This window comes from Streptosporangium amethystogenes (assembly GCF_000721075.1).
GTDB lineage: Bacteria > Actinomycetota > Actinomycetes > Streptosporangiales > Streptosporangiaceae > Streptosporangium > Streptosporangium amethystogenes.
The window spans coordinates 71108-96384 of sequence record NZ_JOEQ01000030.1; the positions used below are offsets into that span (position 1 = coordinate 71108).

Here is a 25277-nt window from a genome sequence, read left to right on the forward strand (position 1 = left end):
GGAACGCCACGTGAAGAAGAGGACACGTGCCCACCCTGGAGGAGCCGTGAAGATCTCTGTTCCCAGCGAGGTCAAGAATCGCGAGTACCGTGTGGCCCTGACCCCCGCCGGAGCCCATGAGCTCATCCGGCACGGCCACGAGGTCTTCGTCGAGAAGGACGCGGGGGTGGGGTCCGCCATTCCCGACGCCGACTTCCGACGCGCGGGCGCGACCATCCTGGACTCCGCGGACGACGTGTGGGCCGAGGGCGACCTGGTCCTGAAGGTCAAGGAGCCCGTCGCCGAGGAGTACCACCGGATGCGCAAGGGCCAGGTGCTCTTCACCTACCTGCACCTGGCCGCGTCGCCGGCCTGCACCCGGGCCATGCTCGAATCGGGGATCACCGGCATCGCCTACGAGACGGTACAGAAAGCGGACGGCTCCCTGCCTCTGCTGGCCCCCATGTCGGAGGTGGCCGGACGGCTCGCCTCGCAGGTGGGCGCCTATCACCTGATGCGCCAGGGCGGCGGGCGAGGTGTGCTGATGGGCGGAGTGTCCGGCGTGCGCGCGGCCAGCGTGGTCGTGATCGGTGCCGGGGTCTCCGGTATGAACGCCGCGGTCATCGCGCTGGGCATGCAGGCGGAGGTGCTACTGCTGGACCGCGATATCGACAGGCTCCGCCAGGCGGACATGATCTACAGAGGCCACTGCAGGACCGTCGCCTCCACCGCGTACGAGATCGAACGGGCGGTGCTGGACGCGGATCTGGTCATCGGCGCGGTGCTGATCGCGGGCGCGAGAACCCCCAAGCTGGTCGACAACGCCCTGGTCTCGCGGATGAGGCCCGGTTCGGTCCTGGTGGACATCTCCATCGACCAGGGTGGCTGCTTCGAGGACTCCCGGCCCACCACCCATGACGATCCGACGTACCGGGTGCACGACTCGGTGTTCTACTGCGTGGCCAACATGCCGGGCGCGGTCCCGCACACCTCGACGTACGCCCTGACCAACGTGACGGTCCCCTACGCCCTCATGATCGCCGACCTGGGCTGGCGGGAGGCCCTTCTGGGTGACCCCGCGCTGGCACTGGGCCTGAACACACACGAGGGGCACCTGACCAGCCGGCCCGTGGCCGAGGCTCACGGGCTGGAGGCGGTGCCCCTGGAGTGGGCGTTGCGGGCCTAGATCGGGACCTGGGTCAGGACCCCGATCAGGACGTCGGGGTGGGACTGGGAACCGGGGCGTCGGTGGCCGGAGCGTCGGTGGCCGGGGCACTCTGGCTGGGATCCGTGGACGGCGCGGTCGCCGGGATGGGCGCCTCGGCGGTGGTGGTGCCCACGCCGCCGCTGCAGGAGGCACCGAGTTCGGGGGTATCCGGGTTGTTCTTGTACTTGGTGATGAACTTGGGCAGACGCGGGTCCTCCGCGCTGTCCAGCTTGAGCTGCTTGTTCCAGGAGCTGGCCACCACCTTGGAGGACAGCTCCGGGTACGGACTCAGCAGCATGTAGTCCTTGGACGCCAGCTCCTTGAGCGTGTCCAGCTCGGCCTTGGGCAGGTCGGGCCGGTAGGTGATCCACACGGCGCCGTGCTCTATGGAGTGGACGGCGTTCTCGTTGTTGATCGGCTGGTCGTAGATGCCGCAGTTCTGCCAGGCCGGGTTGTGCTCACCGCCGAGCGGAGGGCTTTCCTTGTAGGTCACCTTGGTCTGGGTGTGCTGGCTGCCGACGTACTTCGCGCTGGTGACGCTGTCCAGCGAGGTCGTGGCCCGCTCGTTGACCATGTAGAAGGCGACGAGCCCGACGAGCAGAACGATGACGAGGCCTCCGGCGCCCCACATCAGGAAGGCCGTTCTGCGCTCCTTGCGTTGCTGATCCGCACGCATCCGGGCAAGGTGCTCCCGCCTTGCCTGCGCCTTTTCCTTGGTCATCAACCCTCCAGCCAGCAAACAACTCCGGTCACCCTATGCCCTACCGGCGTATGTAGAGAATAAAGGGCTCATAACACGTGATAGAGCGATGATTCGCAGCAGTGGGTACGCTGGGCAGGCAATGGAAACTCTGGTCAAAGACAAAGCAAAGTCCAGACGCGGCCTGGCGCTCGGCGTCCTGCTCGGCTGCCTGGTCGTGGCGGTCACGCTGCTGTTCGTCGTGGGCAGGACGGCATCCCCGACCGACGCCTCGCCGGAGGCGGGATTCGCCCGCGACATGTCCGTTCACCATGCCCAGGCCGTCGAGATGTCCTTCATCGCCAGGGACGGGAGCAAGGACGAGGCGCTCCGGCGGCTGGCCTACGACATCATCGTCACGCAGACGGCCCAGCGCGGCATCTTCACGGGCTGGCTCCAGCAGTGGGGGTTGAACCAGTCGACGGAGCGACCGGTCATGGCGTGGATGGCCGGTCACGACGGCCACTCTGTAACGCCGGGCGCCTCCGCCGCGATGCCCGGTATGGCCGGCGAGGACGAGCTCAAAAAGCTCCGCGAGGCCACAGGCAAGGACCAGGAGATCCTCTTCCTGCAGCTCATGATCCGCCATCACGAGGGCGGCGTGCAGATGGGCCGGGGGCTGCTGAAACTGTCCGACCGCGACGAGGTGGCCACCATGGCGCAGCACATCGTCGACGGCCAGACAGGCGAGATCGAGTTGATGACCGACATGTTGCGGCAGCGCGGCGCCCAGCGGCTGCCTTCCATCCTTTAATAGCGTCGGCGCGTCCCTGTGTGGCCGGTCTCCGGTCAGGGCAACATGGAGTCAACCTGGCCGGAGGAAAGAGAATGGTGAACGACGAGCCGGAGAACCGCCTGGAGGTGAGCATCTCCGCCGAGGTAGAAATGGGGCAGTACGCCAATTTCGCCTCCGTGTGGCACACCCAGGATGGGTTCGTCCTGGACTTCGCGGTGATCACCAGGCCGCCCCAACTGGCCAACGACCCCTCCTCGGGGCATCACTTCGTGAGCGTGCCGACCCGGATCGTCAGCCGGATCCGCATCCCTCCGAGCCAGGTCTTCGAGCTGATGAAGGCTCTCGAACAGCAGCTGACCGCGTACGAGCACGAGACGGGCCAGAAGAACTGAGCCCGGCCCGCCCGGGAGTCCCACTCGCCGACCCCGGCGGGCGAGACCCGGCCTCAGGCCCCCTTCATGGCAGGCCGATGGCCTGCCGGGCCTCGGCCAGCAGGCCCGCGGTGCGCCGGGTGGCCAGCGCCGCCCCGTCCGACAGGAGCCGCGACAGCTCGGCCTGGTCCGCCGAGAGCTCGGCGTAGCGCTCCTGGACGGGCCGCAGCCTCTCCACCACGGCCTCGGCCACATCCCGCTTGAGCGCGCCGTACGACCCGTACGAGAACGACTCGATCGGCCGGTCCGAGCAGGCGGCGAGCAGGGCGAGCAGGTTGGAGACGCCGGGCTTGCCCACCGGATCGTGGCGGATCTCGGTGCCGGAGTCGGTCACCGCCCGCATGACCTTGCGCCGGATGTCGTCGGGCCGGTCGAGCAGATAGACGGTTCCCGCGGCCGAGCCATCCGACTTGCCCATTTTCGAGGTGGGATCGCTCAGGTCCATGACCCTGGCGGCGACCCGCTGGTGCATCGCCTCGGGCACCGTGAAGACCTCGCCGTACAGGCGGTTGAACCGCAGGGCCAGGTCCCTGGTCAGTTCCACGTGCTGGCGCTGGTCCTCCCCCACGGGTACGACGTCCACCCGGTGCAGCAGGATGTCGGCGGCCATCAGCGCGGGGTAGGTGAGCAGCGAGAGCCGCACCTCCTCCTGCCCGGCCGACTTCTCCCTGAACTGGATCATCCGCCGCATCTCACCGAAGTGGGCGGTGCTCTCCAGCAGGTAGGCCAGTTCGGTGTGCGCGGGCACCTGGGACTGGATGTAGAGGAGAGAGCGGTCAAGGCCGCAGGCGAGCAGCAGGGTCGCCGCCTCGCGGGTGTCGGCGCGGAGCCGCTCCGGGTCGTGCTTGATCGTCAGGGCGTGCAGGTCCGCGACGGCGTAGACGCAGTCGGCCTCGTCCTGGAGCCGTACCGCGGGCACGATCGCGCCCAGCAGGTTGCCCAGCGTGAGATGGCCGGTCGGTTTGAAAGCGGTGAAGACGCGCTTTGTCATGGTCACTCCTTGTGGAAGGGAGGACCGCCGCGCACCGGTCGTACCGGAAAAACAAGAACGACCGCCGGTGAACGGCGGCCGTTTCTGTGCGCAGTCGGGACTGGCTAGCGGATCCGCCTCTCAGCGGACCGCCACAGACCCAGACCGTGCTTGCTCATACCGGCGATTATAGGCGCTCCCCTGGGTCCCCGCCCACCTCCTGCGCCACCGCGGCGGCGAACGCGTCCACGTCGGCCTCGGTGGTGTCGAACGCGGTCATCCAGCGCACCTCGCCGGTGGCCTCGTTCCAGGTGTAGAACCGGAATCGCTTCTGCAGGCGCTCGGTCACGTCTCCGGGCAGGATCGCGAAGACCGCGTTGGCCTGCACCGGACGCGGGATCTCCACGCCGGGCACGTCCCGCACCGCCTCGGCGAGCCGCCGGGCCATGGCGTTGGCGTTACGGGCGTTGCGCAGCCACAGGTCGCCCGCGAGCAGCGCCTCGAACTGCACCGAGACGAACCGCATCTTGGAGGTGAGCTGCATGGCGCTCTTGCGCAGGTAGCGCAGGCCCCGGACGGCGTCGGGGTTGAGCACCACGACCGCCTCGCCGAACATCAGGCCGGCCTTGGTACCGCCGAAGGAGAGCACGTCCACGCCCGCGTCGGTGGTGAACGCGCGCAGCGGCACGTCCAGCGCGGCGGCGGCGTTGGTGGCGCGGGCACCGTCGAGGTGGACGACCATGCCGAGATCATGGGCGTGCTCGCAGATCGCCCTGATCTCCTGCGGCGTGTAGAGCGTGCCCAGCTCGGTGGTCTGCGTGATCGACACGACCCTGGGCTGGGCCCGGTGCTCGTCGCCGAAGCCCCACGCCTGCCTGTCGATCAGCTCGGGGGTGAGCTTGCCGTCGGGGGTGGCGACCGGCAGCAGCTTCAGCCCCGCCGAGCGCTCGGGGGCGCCGCCCTCGTCGGTGTGGATGTGCGCCGACTCCGCGCAGACCACCGCCTCCCAGTGGGCGGTCATCGAGCGGAGCGCGACCACGTTGGCACCGGTGCCGTTGAACATCGGCCAGGCCTCGGCCGTGGGGCCGAAGTGCCTCTTGAAGATCTCCTGCAGCGCCTCGGTGTAGACGTCGTCGCCGTAGGCGGTCTGGTGCCCCCCGTTGGCGAGCGCGATCGCCTGGAGGATCTCCGGGTGCACTCCGGCGTAGTTGTCGCTGGCGAAGCCCTTCACCAGCGGGTCGTGCCTGCGGATGGCGTCCGTCACGTGCTCTGTTCCCCTCGTTCGGCGCCTGGCCGGTTCACGGCTCGGCGCCGTCGTGCTTCTTCGCGGTCGTCGGGACCACGGTACGGGTGGCGACCCCCCGTACCGGTCCTGACCGGTTCCAGGCCGTTCACCCGGCGGTGAGGTCGATCCTGGTGCCGTTGACGTCGGTCTCCCAGAGTTCGCCGATCGCCTCGGCGAGGTCGTCGACGTCGGTGAACCCGGGGAACCTCCGTTCCGGGGCGGCCTCACGCATGGCCCTGTTCACCAGTGCCTTGACGACCAGGATGTTCGCGGTTGAGCCGGTGCCCTTCAGCGCGTCGGCGAAGGCCAGGGTCCACGCCTCGGAGGCGGCCTTGGCGGTGCCGTACACCGCGTCGCCCTGGCCCGGGTGCTCGGCCGTCTTGGCCGAGACGATGGCGAACCGGCCGCGCTCACTGGCCTTGAGCAGCGGTTCGAAGGCCAGCGTGACGTGCTGCAGGGTGCGGATCAGCAGGTCGTGCAGGAGCGACCAGTCGTCCAGCGACGTCTCGGCGAAGGTCTTGGACCCGCGCCAGCCGCCAACCAGGTGAATGATCCCGTCCACGCGGCCGTGCTCGGCCGCCACCTCCCGTGCCAGCCCCTTGACCGCGTCGAAATCGAGCAGGTCGACCGCCAGGGTCCCGTCGGCACCGCTCTTGTCGACGCCGATCACCGTGTGCCCCTGGCCGGTGAACCTGCGGACGGCGGCCTGGCCGGCGGGACCGGCCGCGCCGGTGACAAGGATGATCATGCTCGGATGCCCTTCGTGGAGTCGATGACATCGGTGAGCTTACGACGCAGGGCCTCGTAGAACATGCTCAGCGGGAACTCGTCGGGCAGCACCGCGTCGACCACGGTCTTGGGGAACCCCTCAACGGGGAGGGCCTCCACCCCCCGGGCCCAGACCGAGGCGGGGTGCGGCTCGACGTAGGCGGCGACCAGCTGGTGGGCGGCCAGCCAGTGGGCCAGCTTGGAGCGGTCGATGCCGTCCCGGTAGAGCTTCTCGACCTCGCCCCGCAGGTCGGCCACGCCGTCGGCGAGCCGGTCCCAGTCGACGCTCAGCCGGTTGTCGGTCCACCTGACGATGTCGTTGCGGTGCAGGTAGGCGAAGAGCAGCTGCCCGCCCAGGCCGTCGTAGTTGCGGACCCGGTCACCGGTGATCGGGAAGCGGAACAGCCGGTCGAAGAGCACCGCGAGCTGGACGTAGCGGGCGTGCGGCACGCCCTCCTGCTCCAGCTTCACCGCCTCGCCGAACGCGGTCAGGTCGCAGCGGAGCTCCTCCAGGGAGTACAGCCAGTACGGCATCCGCTGCTTGATCATGAACGGGTCGAACGGCAGGTCGCCGTGGCTGTGCGTGCGGTCGTGGATCAGGTCCCAGAGCACGAAGGTGTCCTGGGCCAGCTCCTGCGAGGCGATCAGCCTGGCCGCGTCCGGCGGCAGCGCCAGCTTGAGCGTGTCCGCCGCCGCCCCGCTCACCGCGCGGAACCTGGCGGCCTCGCGGTCGGCGAAGATGCCGCCCCAGGTGAAGCGGGCCGGGGTCTGGCGGACCGCGACGGTCTCGGGGAAGAGCACCGCGGAGTTGGTGTCGTAGCCGGAGGTGAAGTCCTCGAAGGCGATCGGCACGAACATCGGGTTGTCGTAGCGGGTCCGCTCCAGCTCGGCCAGCCATTCGGGCCAGATCGTCCGGATCCACACGGCCTCGATGAGCCGGGAGGTGCTGCCGTTCTGGGTGTACATCGGGAAGAGCACGAGGTGCTCCAGACCGTCCACCCGCTGGGTGTCGGGGTGGAAGGCGTCAAGCGCGTCGAGGAAGTCGGGCACACCCAGACCCTGCTCGACCCACTTGCGCAGGTCGGCGACCACGGCGGCCAGATAGCCGGCGTCGTGAGGGAAGCGCGGCGCGAGCCGCTCGACGTGCCCGGCGATCTCGGCGACCAGCTCGGCGGCCCTGGCGTGGTCCCCCGCCACGGAGCCGTCCTTGGCCTGCATCGGCTGCAGTTCCTCGATCGCCCGCTTCAGGTCCGCAAAGAGGGCGCGGGCCTCGGACTCTCTGGTCGCCGCCGGGGCGGGGACGCGGGCGACCCAGGTGACCAGGTTGCCCCAGAGCGCGGCGTGGTCGTAGTCGCCGATCGAGTCGTCGCCGAACAGGTCGGAGTCGGCGACGACCACCACGCGGCCCTCGCCGTGCCGTACGGCCACCGCCAGCGGGCGGCCCGCGGGGGTCGCGGTGGGCGAGGTCTCGAACAGCACCGCCGCGTCCTCGGGGGCGGTGAGCACCCCGGCCCGGTAGAAGCAGGCGCTCCGCACCCCGGCCAGCAGGTCCTGGCCCGCGACGTCGACCTTTCGCGAGGTGCCCATGACCCAGGCGGCCACGCCGTTGTGGGCGCTCCGCGGATCGTGGACGAGGGTGTGCTCGACCCCGACGCCGAAGCGCGCGAGCAGCTCGACGAGGTTGCTGCCGTACTTCTCCTGCTCGTACTCGGCCAGCACGACCAGCCCGCCGCCGTTCGCGACGTACTCCTCGATCGCGTCCAGCTCCTCGACGGGCAGGACCGGGCTGCCCAGCCCGGTGGTCCGCTCCCAGCGCCCGTCGGCGGGGTGCGCGATCACCAGCACGTCCCGCGCGCTCAGCAGGGCCGGGGTGAGCGGCCCGGTGACGTGCGCGTCCACGGTGTGCCCCAGCCGGCGCAGCAGCTCGGCGGCGCGCGCGTAGCTGCTGTCGTCGGGATGGCCGGGATTCATCGTCTCGGCCACGTCCCGCCGGATGGTCCACGACTCACTGTGAGCCTCGTCGAACAGTACCCGCGGAAGAGCCGCCACGATAAATCCTCCTTCAACCAAGAGCTAACAACGGAAAATATACACAATCCATCCCATTTTTGACACATCCCTTACGCTGGAGCCTGCCTGGAAGATCGACATCTCGTGGGACGGGCGGTGCGGGACGTGTCAGGTCGGTGCCACCGCCCAGCGCGGTGGGGTGCGCGCGGGCCGGTAGTCCTCGTCAAGGCGGACCTCACGGCCGTAGACGACCGTCCAGCACTCCAACTCGTGCAGCCAGAGCCGGTGCAGGTGCGCGCGGGCCACCACCTCCTCCATGAACACGTACGCGACTCCGGCGATCGGCGGGTCACCGGAGTCTTCGAGTACGGCCAGACGGGCGTCGCGCATCTCGGCGTCGTGCACGGCGCGGTCGTGCACGACGATCCGCAGGGTCCGCGTGTCGGCGTCGTACAGGCCGCGCAACCCGTTCCGGCGTTTCGGCCACGGGTGGCGCCGCGCCCCGCCGGGCGGCGGCGACAGGTAGCCGACCCCCGCCGTGAGGAGTTCGTGTCCCGGCCAGGCCTGCTGCCGCGCGGTCTCGGAGTCGGCGGCCAGGTCGTGGAACTGCACCAGCGTGATGTCCCCACGGGTGAGGAGCCGCCACGGGCCGTGCTCCAGCCACCGCCGCGACAGCAGGCGGTCGTGGCCCGCCCCCCGGAACGCGCACGCCCACCCGTGGCCGTAGTGGAGATCGGCGAAGCCGCCGTTGCCGGTCCAGTGATGGACGCCTCCGATGGAGGCGACGGCGAAGGGCAGCGCCTCCAGAACCTCCAGCAGCGACTCGGCGGTCCAGTCGCCGTCACGGCCCGCCTTCACGATGGCGTTACCGATGTTGAACACGAAGGGCTCGCCGTCACCGTTCCATCCGACGGCGCTCTCCGCCCCTTTCTGCTGGCGGGCGGCGAAGCGCTCCAGCCAGTCCACACCGGGCACCTCGTCCGCGAAGTCCACGGAGAACCTCGCGTCGGGCGGCCAACCCGGCCCGAACACGCCCACGACGGCCCGTGCCAACGCGGACAGATCCGGCCCGTCGAGCCCCAGCAACAACCTCATGTCCACGCGTCCCGCTCCCGCAAGGCTTGATCACTCTTACGGGACGGACGCTAGGAACCCACCCTTGCGAGCCACTGGGAGCCGGGTTGGGGCCGGCGATCGCCGTGATCGGTGCCGGGCGGGCGAGGCGCGGTGGGTGATCCAGGACTCGACACACGGGCTGCCCGTCATCGGCCGGCTCACGTGAGGATCCGTACTCCGCACAGGCCCTGGTGGAGACACGGGACAGGCAGGCCCCCGCAGCTGGATGCGGGGGCCTGCCGTGTGCGGATCGTCGTGGAGCTAGACGGTGTCGTCGGTGCGGACCCAGCGGGTGAACGCCGACCACTCGGCCGGGGTGAACACCAACGCCGGACCCGACCGGTCCTTACTGTCACGGACACCGACTCGGCCACCGGACAGCTTCGCGACCTCCACGCAGTTACCGCCGTTGCCACCGGAGAAGGGCGACTTCACCCAGACAGCCTCGTTCAGTTCACGGTCCATCGAGCCCTCATCTCCCTGATCAGCTCCAGCGACGCCCGCTGCGGAAGTGCCTCGGCGCGAATCGCCTCGTACTTGATGATGATGTCCGCCACGTCAACGGGGCGATCGGTGACCTGGCCCTGGCCGGCCGACTCCATGTAGACAGTATTGGCGAGCCCTCGGACCTGTGCAATGGCGAAACCGCCCAGCAACCCGACGGTGCTGCCCGCGTCGGAAGGCATGATCTGGATGGTGACGTGCGGCAGGCGCGCGACCTCAAGAAGGTGGTCCAGTTGGGCCGCCATGATCGCCTCGTCGCCGATACGGCGGCCGAGCACGCCCTCGTCGAGGACGACCCAGAACATCGGCGGATCCTCCCGCTCCAGGAGTCGCTGCCGTTCCAGCCGGGCGGCCACGTCCAGCTCCGCCTTCTCCGCCGTGGCCCGGGGCTCCCCGATGAAGAGCACCCGTGCGTAGTCAGCCGTTTGAAGCAGACCTGGAACGATGAGCGGTTCCCAGGCCCGGAGGATTTCGGCGGCCTGTTCTATCTCGGCCCACTGGCGGAACCAGGCCGGTAGCTGGGCTGCGACGTTGTCGATCATCTCCTTGATCCGGATGAGCGCCCCTCCGGCACCGAGGGCCTCGTCGCACCTTCTGACGAAGTCCTCGGTCGGGGGCCGCTTGCCGGTCTCGACCATGGAGACCGTGCCGAGCGAGTATCCGATCAGTTTGGCCAGCTTTTCCTGGGACAGACCTGCCTCCTGGCGGTATCGGCGGAGTTCGAAGCCGAAGAAGGCGACCGGTGACGTGGTGGGATCGAGCACCTTGGCCTGCGGCATGAAAATCACCAGAACCTCTCGAGGATGCTCCGGCCTTCAGGCCGGGGAGGAATCGGGAGCGGGAGGGCCGCCCAGGCCCGAGCGTGCCCTGACCGGTCAGTCATTTCGATCGGCTTCTTTCTGGGTGGTGTAGCCGTAGCCGTCCGCGCGTTGAAGGTGACGGACGTGCCGGTGGTTGATCCCGGTGACGCGACCGTGCCGGGTGGTGATGTCGAACGAGCCGGAGGAGCGGACCAGGACTCGCCCGAGGTGAACCCCGGCTTTCTTGCCCGCCGGGACGTGTCCCCGGACCAGGTCGCCGGTCTGGAAGCCGTGGTGCAGTTTGGTCCGTGGCCGGACCAGACGGAGGAACCCGTACCGGTCGGGGACGGTGCGAGCGTAGGTGCCGCGCCCGGTCGCCTTGGCCACGAGCACGGTGGATGGCCAGGTGGTCACGGTCTCCAGTTCTCCGACGTGCAACGCGTCCAACGTGTGCGACTTTGGCGCGCCGGTACGAGAGCGGTTCCACTTCGTACGACCGCCCGAGGCGGTGTGAACGGACAGGCCAGTGGCCTCCAGTGCCCGCCACAGCGCCCACCGGGTGGCGTTGACGGCGGCGGCGTCGCGCAGCGGTGCTTTCGCCTGCTTGAGGATCTTCGCCAGGAGTGCGGGGCTGGTTTTCAGGAACTCCTGCACGGGGGTGGCGTTCTTGGTCTGGTTGCACTGGACGCAGGCCAGGGTGAGGTTGCTGATCCGGTCGGAGCCGCCCCGGCTGCGGGGGTGGATATGGTCGAGGTTGAGCGGTACGCCGCTCGCGCTGCAGTACGCGCACGCCCGCCCCCACTTGGCCAGCAGGTATTCGCGGACCTCGTACCCGGCCAGGGTGCCCTGCTGATACTCAACGCCTTCCAACGGCTTGCCCGCCGACAGGGCGTGGGTGTCGAAGGAGACCTTCTCCATGTGGACGGCGGTCACGGGCGCCCACCGGGTCAGCCGCGCCACCTGCGACATGGTGGTCTCGACGCGGTGTCGCAGGGACGGCGCGAGCCACCCTTTCGGCTTGGTGCGGTTGAGGAAGCGGGGGGCGCGGTAGCGCAGGTTCCGCCCCCGGCGGCCCCGGCGCAACGCGGCCCGCGAGGCAAGCCTGTCGCGGATCAGTGCGCCCCGGTGGTCGAGCTGGATCGCGTACCGTCCGGTCCGGCTCCCGCCGCGGTCGGTGAACACGGCCAGGCCGGTGTGCTTGGAGCCGGGGTCGATACCGACCTGCACGCCTGCCACGACGGAGTCGGTAACCGACCGGTCTTTGAGGCGGATGACGAACGGTGTGTGGCGTTGAACCACCGCCCGCCCGGCCGCCAGCAGGCGGCGGGCGCGGGCGGGGTGGCAGGGGTCGAGCGGGTGGCCGCGAGCGTCCAAGACGAACACGGCCGGGTGAACCTCACGGTTCGCTCCCTCCGGCGCCGAGGCGCCCTCGGGGTGACGCCGAGCAGGTCGGGTGCCGACCCGCTCGATCTCCCCTCGCCCAGGTTGAACACCAGGTACCGCCTGGCGGCGGTGTCCGTGAGCCGTTTCGTGCCCACCCTCGGGCGTGTCTGCTCCCACGGATTCCAGAGCGGCAGGCTGAGGAAGCACCCGCCGGTGGGTCTGCTCGACGGTTTCACCTGAACCGTTGAACACTAACCGCACCCGTTCGACTACTGACTGTAGCCTACTAATGCGATGCTGCACAGACATATTCGGAACCCGGCCGTCTGAGCAGGTGACAATGAATCCGGTGAGCGGCTTCTGGCAGAAATACCCGGATGACGAATCCGAGGTCCTCGGGAAGGCGTATCTCAAAATCGATCCCGCGTCCGCGGCAAAGGCCCGCGCGTATGTCCGGGAATGGCTCGGTGCCGATCATCCGGCGTACGAGAACGTGCGGCTGGCGACGTCCGAGTTGGTGACGAACGCGGTTCTACACACCGAACGGAGACGTCCCGACGATCTGGTAATGCTCACGCTCACCCGGCGGGCGGATTCCCTCTGCCTGGAGGTCCTGGACCCGGGTGGCGGCTCCTGGCAACCCCGGGCGCCCGGGACCGTACCGGCCGACGAGGAGCGCGGGCGCGGCCTCGACATCGTCGACGAGATCTCCCGGCAGCGCTGGGGAGTCCATGACCAGGGAGACCTCGGCCGTACCGTGTGGTGCGCGATCGACCAGGCGGCGCTCCCGTGCGAGTGATCGTGACCATGACCCGCGACGGGGTCAGGCTCAGCGCCCCGGGACAGGCAGGCATCCTGCTCGGCTTCGACGCCTGGGACGCGTTCCTGCACCGGGTCAGGAAAGGCTGGTTCGACCAGGAAACGGATGGCAGGAGAACGCCCGGCGACCGGATCAGTTGCGCATCTCGCCGCGCTTTTTCACAAGAGGGCGGCTGACCTGGTCCTCGACCGCGCAGAGGTCACCGGGACGATATCCGGACTCATCGACGTCGCCTCCGCGTTCTTCGGACTGAAAAACCATCGGAACGGCGACGTGAATCGGTGTGCGTGGGATGACGGCGGATACGGATTCCGGAGCCGCCTTTCGAAAGGTTCGCATCGTTGATCGACGTTTTTCACGGCATCCGATTCCGTTCCGCCACCTCTCCCCGCGAATCTCGTCCCGCTCCGTCACCCCCGACTCCGCCCCCGGTGAACGACATGGCTCCGTTCCCCCGATCACCTTTACCCGGCGACACCGTCGCGAGCGTGGACGGCCCCCACCCTCGGCGCGTTCAACGCCGACCACCCTTGCGCCATCGAGTCGTTTCGCAGGCTCGCCGAACTTCACGTCGAGACGGCTCGTTTCGGGCACGGTGCCCCACTCACCGACGAGGCGTCGAAGGCCGTGCGCGCGGCGGTGGCCCAGCTCAGGGGCTGAGTGACAGCCAGGAGAGAGGCACCTCCGCCCCTTCTCCCGTCCGGCCGATTCGGCGCCATCGGTTCGCGACACCCCGGAGAGCCATACTCTTCACTTAAAGTGATGGAGAAGATACAGAGAGTAGAGTGCGGGGGAAGGTGCGAGTCACGGCACCGCGAAGTTCTCCAGGGGGGAAAATGCTTGCACGGGGGGCCCGATCCCTTGCCATCCCGGCGGCGGTGCTGCTGGCCGTGGCCTTGGTGGGTGGCTGCGGCGACAGCACGCCGGCCGACCTGAGGCCCGGTGCCATGGTGGCCACGACCTCGGCACCCGCTGCCGCCCCACCGGCCGCCACGACCGCCCCACCGGCGGCGAATACCGACCAGGAGTACCCCTCCGAGGAGTGCCCGCCCGCCGGCAACGCCAAGAAGTTCGCCAAGACCCGCTTCGCACTGCACGCGGGCCTCGCACTGGGAGCCTTCTACCGCTACATCTACCGACCGCTGCGGAGCGGGGGCTTCAAGGCAGGGGCGGAGAAGCGGAAGCGGACCTTCGCGAAGGCGGCCGTGGCCGGTCTCTTCACCGTTCACGAGCTGAAGGTCGCCAAGCGCTTCGCGCTGGCCAACCCGACGTTGTGCAAGGGCGTCACGGCGGTCGCCGCCAGCTTCGGCAACCTGACCTCCAAGCTGCAGAACGGCACCGCCACCGAGGCCGACCTCAACGCCAGCAAGAACTCCTTCACCGGCCTGCAGCAGAAGGCGACACAGAACGGCTACGGCTTCAAGGAGAAGAACGTCACCGTCCCCGGCGCGAGCTGAGAGCACGCCGAGACCGAAAGGGGGCCTGGTAGCTATGAGGAAATTTCCAACGAAATAGCCTTTGACCTGCGGTGATCCCGGACTCTATGACTAAGGTCTCGATTCGCTTACGGTGTGGACCATGGGCGACGATGACCCACACGGCAGGTCAGAGCCTGCGCATAGCTCAAGTTCCACAAGAAAGGACACTTCTCAACCCCGCGGGCCAGGACCTCGCGACCGGGCGTGTGGTGCGTCCGGGACGCGGTTGAGCTCGACGGGCCTGGGACGAAAAGGTCGGGGTCGACACTGGCGAGAGTTCGGGTAATTGCTTCGGGAGCGAATACGAGAGGCTCTGAACTGGGCCGACGTGCCCAATCCACGCCTTTGTCCCCGCCCGCCATCGAATTTCCCTGGATTGCACCCCACCATCGGGCAACCTGCCGCCGTGGCCGATGCGTCTGTACCGTCAGCAGACCAACGGAAGGCAACTAGGTGGCCGACAGGGCTATATTTCAGGGCTTCGTGGTGGCTCGGTCCGACCGGCTCCTGCGCTTCGCGTACCTCCTCACCCACGACTGGGCCACAGCCGAGGACCTCCTGCAGGAATCTTTGGCGAAAGCGTGGTTCGCCTGGCCGGGCATCGACGAGCCGGAGGCGTATGTGCGGCGCGTGCTCATCACGACCTACACCTCGTGGTGGCGCAGGCGGTGGCGCCGGGAACTGCCCAGCGACGGCCTGCCGGAGAAGCCGGTGCACGACCAGGTGGCGGACGAGCGGGCGGCGCTCTGGCAGGCGGTGGGCCGCCTGCCCGCCCGGCAGCGCGCGGTGATCGTGCTGCGGTTCTACGAGGACCTCCCGGTGGCCGAGGTGGCCCAGCTCATCGGCTGCACCCCCGGGACGGTCAAGAGCCAAACCGCCAAGGCGCTGGCCAAGTTGAGAATCGACGAGTCGGTGGTTAAGGAGCTGCAGAGGTGACCGTAGAGAATCTCCGCGACGTACTGCGCGAGCACGCCGACCTGCCGCCGCCGCCGAACCCGTCGCGCGACGAGCAGGTACGCGACCGCGTGCGAAGGATCCGGGGGCGCAGGCGGACCGCAGTGGGCACGGTGGGCGCGGCCGTCGTGGCGGCGGCGGTGGCGCTGGCCGTGCCGCTCCTACCCGCCACGCCGCAGCCCGAGACCACCACGACGGTCTCGGGCGGGCCCATGCCCGTGCTGCCGGAGCAGTTCACCTCGGCGGACGGCACAGGCTACCGGCTCGTGGCCAGGACCGCGATCGAGAAGACGGGCAATGCCAAGGTCACGCTCAAGGTCCCCTACACCGGCAAGCCGCTGGACGTCGGCGGCATGTGCGTGGGGCCGGGCGACAGCCCGGTGCGAATCGAGGTCAAGGGGTCTCGGCTGCGCGTACCGGCCTCGTTCATGAACTGTGATCGGGAGCTGCGGCTGCAGCCGCTGGATGTCCCCGAAGGCGCCACGGAGGTGACGGCCACTTTCAACACGGTGACCTTCGGTCAGGGCTGCACTCAGGAGGAGCCGGGTGGTCCGTGCGTCACCCAGGCGCGCGCGCATGGTTCGTGGGTGCTGGGCGTATACGAGTGGACCCCGCCCGCACGACCGGTCACGCCCGAACCACTGCGAAACATTCCCGAGAAGATAGGCAAGTGGCAGCTCACCGAAACGAAAAGCGGCCTCTGGCCGCAGGACACCACGGCCACCTTCAAGGTCGGCGGCAAGGCGGGCAAGGTCGCCCTCGACCAGCTCTGCTCGGGCGAGCTGGCCACGCGGCTGCAGTTCAGCTTCAGGGCGAACGGCCAGAGCGGGGGCACCATCAAGAGTTGCGGTGTCTGGACCTCAGGCAAGTTCCCGATGGCGATGAGCGAGCTCTACCTAACCGAGCCCACCACCATCACCGTGGAGCTCTCCATGGTCGGTCAGTCCACCAACCGCCCGATCCGGTGGTCGGTCGGCCTGTTCGAGCGATCGTAGGAACATGTCTACCACGCCAATATGGGTCAGCCGAGGCAGGGCCAGAAGCGGCCATTGATCGCGCTGCGGCGGCGTGAACATGGCAACCTCGGAAGTCCAGGTGCCATACTCCCACAGCGATGGCCCGCAAACGGCTCGCGGACCATCGCCACGCCCTGCGGTCAGCGTGCCGCAACCGCTCAGGGCGTCAGCCCCAGCTCGCGCAGTTGCGCGGGCCGCAACGGCCGCCGAGCCGGTTCGTCTCCTTCAAGATGGCCACCGCCTCCATCGACTCGCCCGTGCCGGGCCCGCCCTGAAAGTCGATCGCGGCCAGCACGTTCGGGGTGAACTGACGCAGGTAGGTGTAGAAGGACTCCAGCTTCGAGAGCCGACCGCTGTCCCTGGGCAAAGGCTTCCACACATCAGAGATGATCTCCCGCAGCCGCTGCATGCCGATCCGCTCGCGCAGCAGGCCACCGACCTCATCGTCGGCAACCAACGGGTCGGCCAGCACGGGAAGGATCTCCGGCGGCCATGGTCACCCGGCGTTGCCACGTGAATCACCCTTGTCGTCACGGGGCCCTGAGAGGCAGGAGCCGCTCCAGCCCGGCCCTGTGATCGGTAGGGTCACGGCATGCAGAGCCGCGACCGCGCCCAGGACTCCCACGACGCGGTGGCCGCGCAGCTGCCCGGCTACCGCATCAACACCGTCACACCGCTCGGCGAGGGACAGGACAACCTCGCGTACGAGGTCAACGGCGAGTTGATCGTGCGCTTCAGCAAGGAGGCCGATCCCGTACGACGTGCCACGCTCGTGGACCGTGAGGCCCGCCTCCTGACCACCGTCGCGGGCTTCTCCCCGGTGCCCGTCCCAGAGCCGAGGTTCACGATCGCGGAGCAGGGCTGCCTGGCCTACTTCAAACTCCCGGGCCGGCCGCTGCTCGACCTGCCCCCAGCGGAACGGCTGACCTACGGTCCGTCGGTCGCCGCCACGCTCGGCGACCTGCTCTCCGCGCTGCATGCGGTTCCGGTGGATCGGCTGGCCGGCCTGGTGGAGGTGGATGCCCCGCCGCTGTCCGAATGGCTGGACGAGGCGGCGGAGATCCACCCGACGATCATTAAGGAGATCCCTGAGGCCCGCCGGCGGGCGGTGCAGACATTCCTGGACACCCCACCCCCGGACGGCGACTATGACCCGGTCTTCTCGCACAACGACCTGGGAATCGAGCACGTACTCATCGCCCCTGCCACGGGTGCGGTGACCGGCGTCATCGACTGGAGCGACGCCGCGATCGTCGACCCGGCCTACGACTTCGGCCTGCTGTACCGCGACCTCGGCCCCACCGCCCTGGAGGCGGCCCTCGGCGGCTACCGGCCCGGCGACGTCACCGCCCTGCGCGAGCGCGCCGTCTTCTACGGCAGATGCGGTCTCTTCGAGGATCTGGCCTACGGCCTCGAAACCGGCCAGGACGCCTACGTCGGCAAATCCCGCACCGCGATGGAGTGGCTATTCCACTCGTAGAACGCCCCACCGGGGCTCCGGCGATCAGAGCGGCGTATTCGCGGTTTCGCCGGTGAACGGCCACTCAGGACGCCGCCGGCATCCCGGTGCACGGGGAGCGGGCTCGGCGTCCGGGACCGCGATGGGAGTGGCGCCCGGTTATGGAAGGTGTGCCGGTGACCGACGCCTTTGGCGGTCACGGCGAACACTTCAGCTCAGATCAGGCCGAGGGAGAGCATCGCGTCGGCGACGCGCTTGAAGCCGTCGATGTTGGCGCCGGCCGCGTAGTTGCCCGGCATGCCGTACTCGTCGGCGGTCTTCAGACAGCGGCCGTGGATGTCCTGCATGATCTCCTGGAGGCGGCGCTCGGAGAACTCGAAGGTCCACGAGTCACGGCTGGCGTTCTGCTGCATCTCCAGCGCGCTGGTGGCCACGCCGCCCGCGTTGGCGGCCTTGCCCGGCCCGAAGGCGACGCCCGCCTCCTGGAAGATCCGGATGCCTTCGGGCGTGGTGGGCATGTTGGCGCCCTCGCCGACCGCGACGCATCCGCCGCGCACCAGAGCCTCGGCGTCCTTGCCGGTGATCTCGTTCTGGGTGGCGGACGGCATCGCCACCTCGCACGGCAGTTCCCAGATGCTCCGCCCCGCCACGAAGGACACCTCGCCGCCGCGACGCTTGGCGTAGGCGTCCATCCGGAGGTGCTCGACCTGCTTGATCTGCTTGAGCAGGTCCAGATCGATGCCCTTGTTGTCGATGACGTACCCCGAGGAGTCGGAGCAGGCGATCACCGTGCCGCCGAGCTGCTGCACCTTCTCGATCGTGTAGACGGCGACGTTGCCCGAGCCGGACACGACGACGCGCTTGCCGTCGAAGGAGGTGCCGCGCGCCTTGAGCATCTCGTCGACGAAGAACGCGCAGCCGTAGCCGGTCGCCTCGGTGCGGACCTGGGCGCCGCCGTAGCTGAGCCCCTTGCCGGTGATCACCGCGGACTCGTACCGGTTGGTGATGCGCTTGTACTGGCCGAACAGGTAGCCGACCTCGCGCTGGCCAACGCCGATGTCCCCGGCGGGGACGTCGGTGTACTCGCCGATGTGCCGGTAGAGCTCGGTCATGAAGCTCTGGCAGAAGCGCATGATCTCGCGCTGGGAGCGGCCCTTCGGGTCGAAGTCCGAGCCACCCTTGCCCCCGCCGATCGGCAGGCCGGTCAGTCCGTTCTTGAAGATCTGCTCGAAGCCGAGAAACTTGACGATGCCCAGGTACACCGAGGGGTGGAAACGCAGTCCCCCCTTGTAGGGCCCGAGCGCGCTGTTGAACTCGACCCGGAAGCCACGGTTGATGTGGACCTCACCCTGGTCGTCCTCCCACGGCACCCGGAAGATGATCTGCCGCTCCGGCTCGCAGATCCGCTCAATGATCTTGGATTCGGCATACTCGGGATGCTTGCCGAGGACCGGTCCGATGCTCTCCAACACTTCGCGAACGGCCTGGTGGAACTCGATCTCACCCGGGTTGCGGCGCAGGACACTGTCGTAGATCGAGTCCAGTTTTTCGTGCAACATCACTTATCTTTCTGATCGCCGGCCACACACTGTGGTCTAGACCTTATGAGACGCACTTCTCACATCTTTCACCGGCCCATGGTGAGAACTTCTTACCCCGCGAGAGGGACCCCGGATCAGCCCGGCGACGGACGACCCGGCGAGGACCCACCGCCTAGCTTCCTGGTTAAGCGGCCCCCCACAGGAAGAAAAAACCATGTTCAAGGATTCAGCCGACTTCCGGCGCATCACATCAGGTCTACTGCTGATCGTCGCCCCGCTGCTCCAGGCCATCGCTGTCATCCTCGACCCCGGCACCTGGGGCGACGAGCGCGAAGCGGTCAGTTTCGCGGAAAATCCCGCCCTCGCCCAGGTCCAGTCGGTGATGTACCACTGGGCCTACCTGCTGATGGCCGTCGCGGTCTTCGGCCTGCTGCACGTGATGCGCCGCCGCGCGGTGGTCTTCGGCCACATCGCCGGTTCGCTCACCATCCTCGGCTACATCAGCCTGTCGGGCCTGCTCATGACCGACCCGGTGGAGTGGTGGCTCGGGCAGCGGAACACCCCTGAACAGGCGCAGCGAATCCTCGACGAGATGCTGAACCTGCCCGGCGTCGTCTTCGGGTTCCAGATGCCCTGGCTGTTCTTCGCCATCTTCGGCATGCCCGTCCTGCTGGTCGGCGTCTGGCGGGCGGGATTCGCACACTGGTGGGTGCCGCTCGTCGCCGGCCTCGGCTACCTCGCCTCGCTGCTGGTCCCGTACGGCCCGGTGACCATCCCGATGTGGGTCGCCCCCGCGGTCGCGCTGGGCTGGCTCGGCGTCAAGATGATCCGGATGAGCCGCGAGGAGTGGATCTCCTACTACCCGACCGCCGCCCCCGGCCGCACCACGCCCGACTCGTACGCGAACACCACCGCCTGAGCACGGTCCCGCAGATGGAGCTTCATCAATACCCGGGCCACATGGGTCTTGACCGTGGCCTCACCGACAAAGAGCTTCCCCGCGATCTCAGAGTTGGTCAGGCCACGGGCCAGGGAGCGCAACACCTCCAGCTCACGCGGGGTAAGGTCGGCCAGCTGCGGTGGGGGCGCGGGATCGTGACGGCCCGCGAAGGAGGCGATGACTCGGGTGGTGACGGCCGGGTCGAGCAGGGCGTCCCCGGCGATGACGACGCGGATGGCGTCCACCAGTTGCTCAGGCGGCGAGACCTTGAGCAGGAACCCGCTGGTCCCCGCGCGGAGCGCGGTGTAGAGGTTCTCGTCGGTGTCGAAGGTGGTCAGCATGACGATCTTCGGCGATTCCGGCTGCCCCAGGAGCTGTTTGGCCGCGGTGAGGCCGTCCATACGGGGCATCGAGATGTCCATCAGCACGATGTCGGGCTTGGTACGGCGGACCACGGCGATGGCCTCGACCCCGTCGGGGGCCTCACCGACCACCTCCATGTCGGGCTCACTCTCCACGACGAGTTTCAACCCGACGCGGACCATCGCCTGGTCGTCGGCGATCACGATACGGATGCTCACTTCTCCTCCTTCTTGCCAGGCGGCTCGGCGCCTCGTTCATGGTTCGGTCGGTCAACCGGCTCGTACGGCCGGTTCCACTCATGCGATCGGCTCACCGGCCGACACCTCCAGCGAGGTCGGCAGGGACGCGTGGACGCGGAAGCCGCCCTCCGGACGCGGGCCGGCCTCGAAGGTGCCGCCGAAGAGCGCGGCGCGCTCACGCATGCCGATGAGGCCGTTGCCCGTCGACAGCGCGGAGAACCTCCCGCCGTTCCCTCTCCCGTTCGTGACCTCCACCTCCACAAAGTCCCGATGGTAGGAGAGCGTGATCCGGATCTCGGACTCTCCGGCGTGCTTGACCGCGTTGGTGAGGGCCTCCTGGGCGATGCGGTAGACCGACAGATCCAGCCCGGGCGCCAGCCTCACCGCCTCCCCCCGTACGTCGAGGGTGACCCGCAGCCCGGAGGAGACGAGCGAGTCCACGGTGCCGGACAGCAGGTCCAGGCCGGGCTGCGGGATGTTCTCGTTCAGGGGCATGCGCAGCACACCGAGCATGACACGCAGTTCCTCGACCGCCTCACGCCCCATCCGTTCGATGCCCAGCAGTGTCTCGTCGTCCCCACCTCGCGAGCGGCGGAGCGCCCCGGCCCGCATGACCATCATGCTGACGCTGTGGGCGACCACGTCGTGCAGTTCGCGGGCGATGCGCGCTCTCTCCCGCGCGACGGCCTCGGCGGCCTCGCGTTCCCTGTCACGTTCCAGGTGGACGGCCTGCTCGGCCAGGTGGTGTACCCGAACAACATAGGCGCGCAGGGCGAGGCCGGTGAGGTAGGCGGCGCCGAAGAGGACGGTCAGGAAGATGGCCTCCTCCAGGGGGAGCCGGCGGTGGTCGACGGCACCGGAGCCGAACACCAGGATGCCGCTGACGGCGCAGGTGAGCCCGGGCCTGAAGGGGAGCTCGGCACCGACGGTGTGGAAGACGATCAGCAGGGCGGCGAGCTGCCAGGTCTGACAGTGTTCGTACCCCTGCCGGTGCCAGGCGTACTGGGCGAGGATCATCAGGATGAACACGGCGACCGGTGACCGGCGCCGGAACCACACGAGCACGCCGGTGACGAGCGCCTGACCGACCCACCACAGCTTGGTCATTCCGGTCGTGCCGTACTCGGTGGCGACGGTGAACGCCTCCAGCATGCCGAGGGCGACGATCGCGGCGCCGATCAGCAAGTCGGACTTCGGCACCGCGCGCAGGTGCCGAAAGGGGAAGAGGAGAACCGCCATGCGGGGAGACTAAAGCTTGATGACCGTCTTGCCCATAGGACAAAACACCCGGACAAGTCGATCACAAGTAGGACGCAAGTCAACCGTTCAGAACATTGGGAATGAAACACTCCGCACCAACCGATTGGCGGTCGCGTTGTCGCACCTGCCGGACGCGCAGAAATAGATGATGAGGGCCGGCTCGTCCGGCCGCTCGACGACCCAGCCGGTGAATTCGAGCTGGCCGCCGCGCTGCGGGTCGGCGATCGTCCCCTGCAGCCGGATGGCCGGCTGCCCGCCCACACTCACCTGGACGACCTGGGAGAAGACGCTGACCGTGCCGGGAAGCGAGGACTGCATCGTCTCCTGCAGCTGTTTGGCGCCGCTGCGCGGGTCGAGGGTGTCGAGCGTCTGCACGTAAAGGCCGCCGGCGTCCTGGGGGGCGTCCTTGATGATCTCGTTGACGGTCGCCCAGTCGGCGGTGACGGGCGTGGCGAACAGCGCCCGGAACTGCTCCACTCTCGGTGAGGCCACCACGAACACGTCGGCATGCGGCTGGAGGGTCCAGGCTCCGGGGTACTGGAAGGCGACCGGCACCGCGGCCGAGCCCTGGTACGCCACCCAGGTGTCGCCACCGCGCAGGAACGTCGCGAGCATCGCCACCAGCGCGACGATCGCCGTGATCGCCACTGCCGCACCGATGAGGATGCCCTTCCCGCCGGATCTGGGCCTGCTCGGCTCCTGTCGCCCGGCGGGCACCGTCGGTGCGGCGGGGCGAGGCTGGGTGAGCTGGTACGACTGGCCGGCACCGCTGATCGCGTCACGCAGTTCGGCGACGAACTGGCCGCAGGTCTCGTAGCGCTGCTCGGGCGACTTGGCCAGGGCCCGCATCATGACGCCGTCGACCTCTAGCGGCAACTCGGGGCGGAGCGTGGTGAGCGGGGTGGGGGTCTCGGCGAGGTGCGCCCAGAGCAGGGCGATCTCGTTGTCGCGCTGGAAGGGCAACCTCCCGGCCAGCGCCTCGTAGACCACGCAGGCCAGGCCGTACTGGTCGCAGCGGCCGTCGATGTGCTCCTTGTTGATCTGCTCGGGCGACATGTAGCGGGGGGTGCCGATGAACTGGTTGGTCTGGGTCAGCCCGGAGATCGAGGTGCGGTGCTTGGTGATGCCGAAGTCGGTGAGGTAGGCGTGGTCGCCCTCGGTGTGGGCGGCGATCAGGATGTTGGCCGGCTTGACATCGCGGTGAACCAGGTCGTGGGCGTGCGCGGTGTCCAGCGCGGCGGCCACCTGGGCGAAGGTCCGGTTGACCTGGCTGACCGGCATCGGGCCCCGGTCGTAGAAGAGCTTGCGCAGGTCGGGGCCGTTGACGTAGCGCATCGCGATGTAGAGGGTGCCGTCGTCGGCGGTGTCGGCCTCGTAGATCGGGATGATGTTGGGGTGGTCGATGCTCGCGACGGTGCGCGACTCCAGCACGAAACGCTGACGGAACCGCTCGTCCTCACCGAGGAGCGGGTTAAGGATCTTCAGTGCCACCCGGCGGTTGAGCCTGGGGTCGACCGCGAGGTAGACCACGGCCATGCCGCCCTTGCCGATGATGTCCTCGATCTGGTAGCCGGCCACTTCCCGGCCGATCAGCGCCCTGTCGTTCACCGACATCACGTCTTGGCCGGCTGGCCGCAGTAGCCGCAGAAGCTGTGGGCGGGACCCAGCCGCATTCCGCAGCCCGTGCAGTACTTCTGCACCGTCGTCTCGGCGGGTCTGGGGTCCGGAGCGGTACTGGAACCCGGATCGCGCGCCACCAGCACCGGCTGGCCGGGCGAGGTCGAGGAGATCTTGGGCAGTGCGGGGAAGGAGCGGCCGACCACGATCGTGGAGTCGACCTGCTCGTCGAAGATCGACCTCGTCTGCACGGGCGGCGGGTTCAGGCTGGGAGGCGGGGTGGGGGGCAGGGTGTCGGCGGGCAGGCTCGGCTCCGGTTCCGGTTCGGGGTCGGAGAGTCTGCGGCGCCAGAGCAGGATCGCGGCGGCCAGCACCACCAGCACCAGCAGGCCGCCGCCGACCAGGAACGGCCACAGCGGCGCGCCGCCGGGCGCGTCGGTGGAGGCGGCCGCCCTCTTGGTGCCCTCGTCCTCCGCGGTGCCGCGCTTGGCCTGGGCCGTCTTCAGATGCGCGGCGGCCACGGTGTGGCCCGGGTAGAGGTCCAGCACCCGCTGGAAGGCGGGGACGGCGTCACCGTAGTAGCGGGTGTGGAAGCGGGTCAGCGCCTGCTCGAAGGCGGCGTCGATCGGGCCGCGGGCGGGCGCGACGTCCGCCTCGGCCAGGGCCTTGGTGACCTCGCGGATGCCGATCATCCGGGCGTCCTTGCCGCCGCCGAGCAGCAGGCCGACGACCTCGCCCTTCTTGTCCTCGATCACCGGGCCGCCGAGCAGCCCCCTGTCGACGAGCGCGCCCAGCTTCTCCGGCTCGTTGACCTTGTTCTCCGGGTCCTTGAACTGCCGGCCGCCCTCACCGGCGCCACCCGCCCGCAGGTGGGCGATGTCGACGGTCTCCGGCAGGTTCGCGGCGGGCCTCCCGGTGAACCCGGCGACCGCCACCGGCGAGTTGTCCTTGGCGGGCACCTCGGCGGCGAGCGGGGCGGTGGGCAGGCCGGCGCTCCCGTCGGCGCGGCCGACGGGCCTCAGCACCGCCGGGCTGTCGGGCTTGTCACCGGGGCGGACGATCTCGGCCCTGAACCCCTCCGTGTCGGCGGGGGAGATGTTGGGGAAGACCCTGATCTCTGTGGTGACGTCGATGATGCAGGTGGCGGTGGGCTGTTTGGGCGGGTAGCACTCCTGCAGGTGATGGTTGAGCAGGTCGTCCTTGAGCTTGTGCCGTTCGAAGTCCGCCGGGATCTTGACCTTGTGGTGCTCGGCGAAGATCTTGTTGGCGGCGTAGATCCGGACGTCCCTGTCGTTCTTGACCACCCGGGTGAGGGTGACCATGCCCCCGTCGGGGTTGATCACCGTGCCGGTGCCGCTGCCGATCGGCACCTCGTAGGAACGCTCCACGTGGACCAGTTCGCCGATGTGGTCAAGGAGCGTGATGTCCACGTGCGCCGTGGTCTCGATCCTGACCACCGCGGGGGTCACCAGATCGGTGATTCCGCTGGGGTGCTCGTGAGCCAGGGCAGGCGCCACCCCGGCGACCGCCAACAGGAGGCCTCCGAACACCGCCGCCGCCGAACCGAACCGCCGCATCGCCACTCCCTACAGGGGATAGGACAAGGGTCGCAAACCTGAGTGAATAAGTGAACCGTTCAGGCCCGAGGGCTTGACTTTCTTT

Annotated in this window: 26 protein-coding genes; 11 read left to right on the forward strand and 15 right to left on the reverse strand. The window is 68.6% G+C overall.

The features are described 5' to 3' along the window. The first annotated feature begins 46 nt into the window (after window positions 1-46). The gene (gene ald, locus IG98_RS0132925) at window positions 47-1165 is read left to right on the forward strand and encodes an alanine dehydrogenase (RefSeq protein ID WP_030921262.1); all 1119 of its coding nucleotides are present in this window, start codon (window positions 47-49) and stop codon (window positions 1163-1165) included. 25 nt (window positions 1166-1190) lie between these two features. Here the strand turns inward: ald and IG98_RS0132930 are convergent, their stop codons facing one another. Then, window positions 1191-1907: a thioredoxin-like domain-containing protein gene (locus IG98_RS0132930; RefSeq protein WP_030921265.1), complete on the reverse strand. Its 717-nt coding sequence runs from the start codon at window positions 1905-1907 to the stop codon at window positions 1191-1193. Between the two features lie 121 nt (window positions 1908-2028). On the opposite strand from IG98_RS0132930, the gene IG98_RS0132935 reads away from it, so the two are divergent. Both IG98_RS0132935 and IG98_RS0132940 read left to right on the forward strand, forming a co-directional pair. After that, the gene (locus IG98_RS0132935; RefSeq protein WP_037971849.1) at window positions 2029-2679 is read left to right on the forward strand and encodes a DUF305 domain-containing protein; all 651 of its coding nucleotides are present in this window, start codon (window positions 2029-2031) and stop codon (window positions 2677-2679) included. Between the two features lie 74 nt (window positions 2680-2753). Continuing rightward, entirely contained in the window at window positions 2754-3053 is a 300-nt protein-coding gene (locus IG98_RS0132940) for a DUF3467 domain-containing protein (protein WP_030921269.1), read from the forward strand. 64 nt (window positions 3054-3117) lie between these two features. On the opposite strand, the gene trpS is transcribed toward IG98_RS0132940, so the two are convergent. The 8 genes from trpS to iscB form a co-directional block, all read right to left on the reverse strand. Next, on the reverse strand, window positions 3118-4083 hold the full coding sequence (gene trpS, locus IG98_RS0132945; RefSeq protein ID WP_030921272.1) for a tryptophan--tRNA ligase: 966 nt from the start codon (window positions 4081-4083) through the stop codon (window positions 3118-3120). A 166-nt stretch (window positions 4084-4249) separates the two neighbouring features. Next, window positions 4250-5326, reverse strand: a complete 1077-nt coding sequence (locus IG98_RS0132950; RefSeq protein ID WP_030921274.1) for a threonine aldolase family protein — start codon at window positions 5324-5326, stop codon at window positions 4250-4252. 127 nt (window positions 5327-5453) lie between these two features. Then, window positions 5454-6095, reverse strand: coding sequence for an SDR family NAD(P)-dependent oxidoreductase (locus tag IG98_RS0132955; RefSeq protein ID WP_030921277.1), 642 nt, complete (start codon window positions 6093-6095; stop codon window positions 5454-5456). After that, complete coding sequence (locus IG98_RS0132960; protein WP_030921279.1) at window positions 6092-8164, reverse strand: DUF6421 family protein; 2073 nt, start codon at window positions 8162-8164, stop codon at window positions 6092-6094. Before IG98_RS0132960 ends, IG98_RS0132955 begins: the two co-directional genes overlap by 4 nt. A gap of 129 nt (window positions 8165-8293) precedes the next feature. Next, on the reverse strand, window positions 8294-9220 hold the full coding sequence (locus IG98_RS0132965; RefSeq protein ID WP_157594651.1) for a hypothetical protein: 927 nt from the start codon (window positions 9218-9220) through the stop codon (window positions 8294-8296). 282 nt (window positions 9221-9502) lie between these two features. Next, complete coding sequence (locus tag IG98_RS0132970) at window positions 9503-9706, reverse strand: DUF397 domain-containing protein (RefSeq protein ID WP_030921285.1); 204 nt, start codon at window positions 9704-9706, stop codon at window positions 9503-9505. Continuing rightward, window positions 9691-10524: a helix-turn-helix domain-containing protein gene (locus tag IG98_RS0132975; RefSeq protein ID WP_030921288.1), complete on the reverse strand. Its 834-nt coding sequence runs from the start codon at window positions 10522-10524 to the stop codon at window positions 9691-9693. Before IG98_RS0132975 ends, IG98_RS0132970 begins: the two co-directional genes overlap by 16 nt. Before the next feature lie 96 nt (window positions 10525-10620). Continuing rightward, window positions 10621-11928 carry an RNA-guided endonuclease IscB gene (gene iscB, locus IG98_RS0132980; RefSeq protein WP_030921291.1) on the reverse strand — a complete coding sequence of 436 codons (1308 nt, stop codon included), beginning with the start codon at window positions 11926-11928 and terminating at the stop codon, window positions 10621-10623. On the opposite strand from iscB, the gene IG98_RS0132985 reads away from it, so the two are divergent. From IG98_RS0132985 to IG98_RS0133010, 6 genes are all read left to right on the forward strand, one after another. Beyond that, window positions 11836-12168: a hypothetical protein gene (locus tag IG98_RS0132985; RefSeq protein WP_211264236.1), complete on the forward strand. Its 333-nt coding sequence runs from the start codon at window positions 11836-11838 to the stop codon at window positions 12166-12168. The two genes, iscB and IG98_RS0132985, sit on opposite strands and share 93 nt — an antisense overlap. Window positions 12169-12277: 109 nt before the next feature. Further along, window positions 12278-12727: an ATP-binding protein gene (locus tag IG98_RS0132990; protein ID WP_051753264.1), complete on the forward strand. Its 450-nt coding sequence runs from the start codon at window positions 12278-12280 to the stop codon at window positions 12725-12727. Beyond that, entirely contained in the window at window positions 12718-12924 is a 207-nt protein-coding gene (locus IG98_RS0132995) for a hypothetical protein (protein ID WP_157594653.1), read from the forward strand. The genes IG98_RS0132990 and IG98_RS0132995 overlap by 10 nt, the downstream gene beginning before the upstream one ends. A 660-nt stretch (window positions 12925-13584) precedes the next feature. Continuing rightward, window positions 13585-14205, forward strand: a complete 621-nt coding sequence (locus tag IG98_RS0133000; RefSeq protein WP_030921301.1) for a hypothetical protein — start codon at window positions 13585-13587, stop codon at window positions 14203-14205. A gap of 474 nt (window positions 14206-14679) precedes the next feature. Then, window positions 14680-15162, forward strand: coding sequence for a SigE family RNA polymerase sigma factor (locus IG98_RS0133005; protein WP_030921303.1), 483 nt, complete (start codon window positions 14680-14682; stop codon window positions 15160-15162). Continuing rightward, on the forward strand, window positions 15159-16175 hold the full coding sequence (locus IG98_RS0133010) for a hypothetical protein (RefSeq protein WP_030921306.1): 1017 nt from the start codon (window positions 15159-15161) through the stop codon (window positions 16173-16175). The genes IG98_RS0133005 and IG98_RS0133010 overlap by 4 nt, the downstream gene beginning before the upstream one ends. 187 nt (window positions 16176-16362) lie before the next feature. Here the strand turns inward: IG98_RS0133010 and IG98_RS0133015 are convergent, their stop codons facing one another. Continuing rightward, window positions 16363-16668 (reverse strand): hypothetical protein, encoded by a 306-nt coding sequence (locus tag IG98_RS0133015; protein WP_030921309.1) that lies wholly within the window; start codon window positions 16666-16668, stop codon window positions 16363-16365. 120 nt (window positions 16669-16788) lie between these two features. On the opposite strand from IG98_RS0133015, the gene IG98_RS0133020 reads away from it, so the two are divergent. Beyond that, window positions 16789-17676: a phosphotransferase family protein gene (locus IG98_RS0133020; RefSeq protein ID WP_051753265.1), complete on the forward strand. Its 888-nt coding sequence runs from the start codon at window positions 16789-16791 to the stop codon at window positions 17674-17676. Window positions 17677-17870: 194 nt separating this feature from the next. Here the strand turns inward: IG98_RS0133020 and gdhA are convergent, their stop codons facing one another. Beyond that, complete coding sequence (gdhA, locus tag IG98_RS0133025) at window positions 17871-19214, reverse strand: NADP-specific glutamate dehydrogenase (protein WP_030921314.1); 1344 nt, start codon at window positions 19212-19214, stop codon at window positions 17871-17873. A gap of 196 nt (window positions 19215-19410) precedes the next feature. On the opposite strand from gdhA, the gene IG98_RS0133030 reads away from it, so the two are divergent. Then, a complete protein-coding gene (locus tag IG98_RS0133030; RefSeq protein WP_030921317.1) occupies window positions 19411-20115 on the forward strand; it encodes a hypothetical protein in 705 nt (234 codons plus the stop codon). Here IG98_RS0133030 and IG98_RS0133035 read toward each other — a convergent pair. From IG98_RS0133035 to IG98_RS0133050, 4 genes are all read right to left on the reverse strand, one after another. Then, window positions 20055-20717 (reverse strand): response regulator, encoded by a 663-nt coding sequence (locus tag IG98_RS0133035; RefSeq protein WP_030921320.1) that lies wholly within the window; start codon window positions 20715-20717, stop codon window positions 20055-20057. The genes IG98_RS0133030 and IG98_RS0133035 overlap by 61 nt on opposite strands. Before the next feature lie 78 nt (window positions 20718-20795). Beyond that, window positions 20796-21977: a sensor histidine kinase gene (locus IG98_RS47585; RefSeq protein WP_051753266.1), complete on the reverse strand. Its 1182-nt coding sequence runs from the start codon at window positions 21975-21977 to the stop codon at window positions 20796-20798. A gap of 87 nt (window positions 21978-22064) precedes the next feature. Beyond that, window positions 22065-23612, reverse strand: a complete 1548-nt coding sequence (locus tag IG98_RS0133045) for a serine/threonine-protein kinase (RefSeq protein ID WP_030921326.1) — start codon at window positions 23610-23612, stop codon at window positions 22065-22067. Next, the gene (locus IG98_RS0133050) at window positions 23612-25192 is read right to left on the reverse strand and encodes a tetratricopeptide repeat protein (RefSeq protein ID WP_030921329.1); all 1581 of its coding nucleotides are present in this window, start codon (window positions 25190-25192) and stop codon (window positions 23612-23614) included. Before IG98_RS0133050 ends, IG98_RS0133045 begins: the two co-directional genes overlap by 1 nt. Window positions 25193-25277 lie beyond the last annotated feature (85 nt).

Excerpts from the sequence above, each read along its gene's own strand:
- IG98_RS0132955 (WP_030921277.1), bottom strand. The coding sequence starts at position 6,095 with ATGATCATCCTTGTCACCGGCGCGGCCGGTCCCGCCGGCCAGGCCGCC.
- IG98_RS0132935 (WP_037971849.1), top strand. The coding sequence starts at position 2,029 with ATGGAAACTCTGGTCAAAGACAAAGCAAAGTCCAGACGCGGCCTGGCG.
- IG98_RS0133030 (WP_030921317.1), top strand. The coding sequence starts at position 19,411 with ATGTTCAAGGATTCAGCCGACTTCCGGCGCATCACATCAGGTCTACTG.
- IG98_RS0132970 (WP_030921285.1), bottom strand. The coding sequence starts at position 9,706 with ATGGACCGTGAACTGAACGAGGCTGTCTGGGTGAAGTCGCCCTTCTCC.
- IG98_RS0133000 (WP_030921301.1), top strand. The coding sequence starts at position 13,585 with ATGCTTGCACGGGGGGCCCGATCCCTTGCCATCCCGGCGGCGGTGCTG.
- IG98_RS47585 (WP_051753266.1), bottom strand. The coding sequence starts at position 21,977 with ATGGCGGTTCTCCTCTTCCCCTTTCGGCACCTGCGCGCGGTGCCGAAG.
- gdhA (WP_030921314.1), bottom strand. The coding sequence starts at position 19,214 with ATGTTGCACGAAAAACTGGACTCGATCTACGACAGTGTCCTGCGCCGC.
- IG98_RS0132965 (WP_157594651.1), bottom strand. The coding sequence starts at position 9,220 with ATGAGGTTGTTGCTGGGGCTCGACGGGCCGGATCTGTCCGCGTTGGCA.
- IG98_RS0132975 (WP_030921288.1), bottom strand. The coding sequence starts at position 10,524 with ATGCCGCAGGCCAAGGTGCTCGATCCCACCACGTCACCGGTCGCCTTC.
- trpS (WP_030921272.1), bottom strand. The coding sequence starts at position 4,083 with ATGACAAAGCGCGTCTTCACCGCTTTCAAACCGACCGGCCATCTCACG.
- IG98_RS0133045 (WP_030921326.1), bottom strand. The coding sequence starts at position 23,612 with ATGTCGGTGAACGACAGGGCGCTGATCGGCCGGGAAGTGGCCGGCTAC.
- IG98_RS0133020 (WP_051753265.1), top strand. The coding sequence starts at position 16,789 with ATGCAGAGCCGCGACCGCGCCCAGGACTCCCACGACGCGGTGGCCGCG.
- IG98_RS0132940 (WP_030921269.1), top strand. The coding sequence starts at position 2,754 with ATGGTGAACGACGAGCCGGAGAACCGCCTGGAGGTGAGCATCTCCGCC.
- IG98_RS0133050 (WP_030921329.1), bottom strand. The coding sequence starts at position 25,192 with ATGCGGCGGTTCGGTTCGGCGGCGGCGGTGTTCGGAGGCCTCCTGTTG.
- IG98_RS0132930 (WP_030921265.1), bottom strand. The coding sequence starts at position 1,907 with ATGACCAAGGAAAAGGCGCAGGCAAGGCGGGAGCACCTTGCCCGGATG.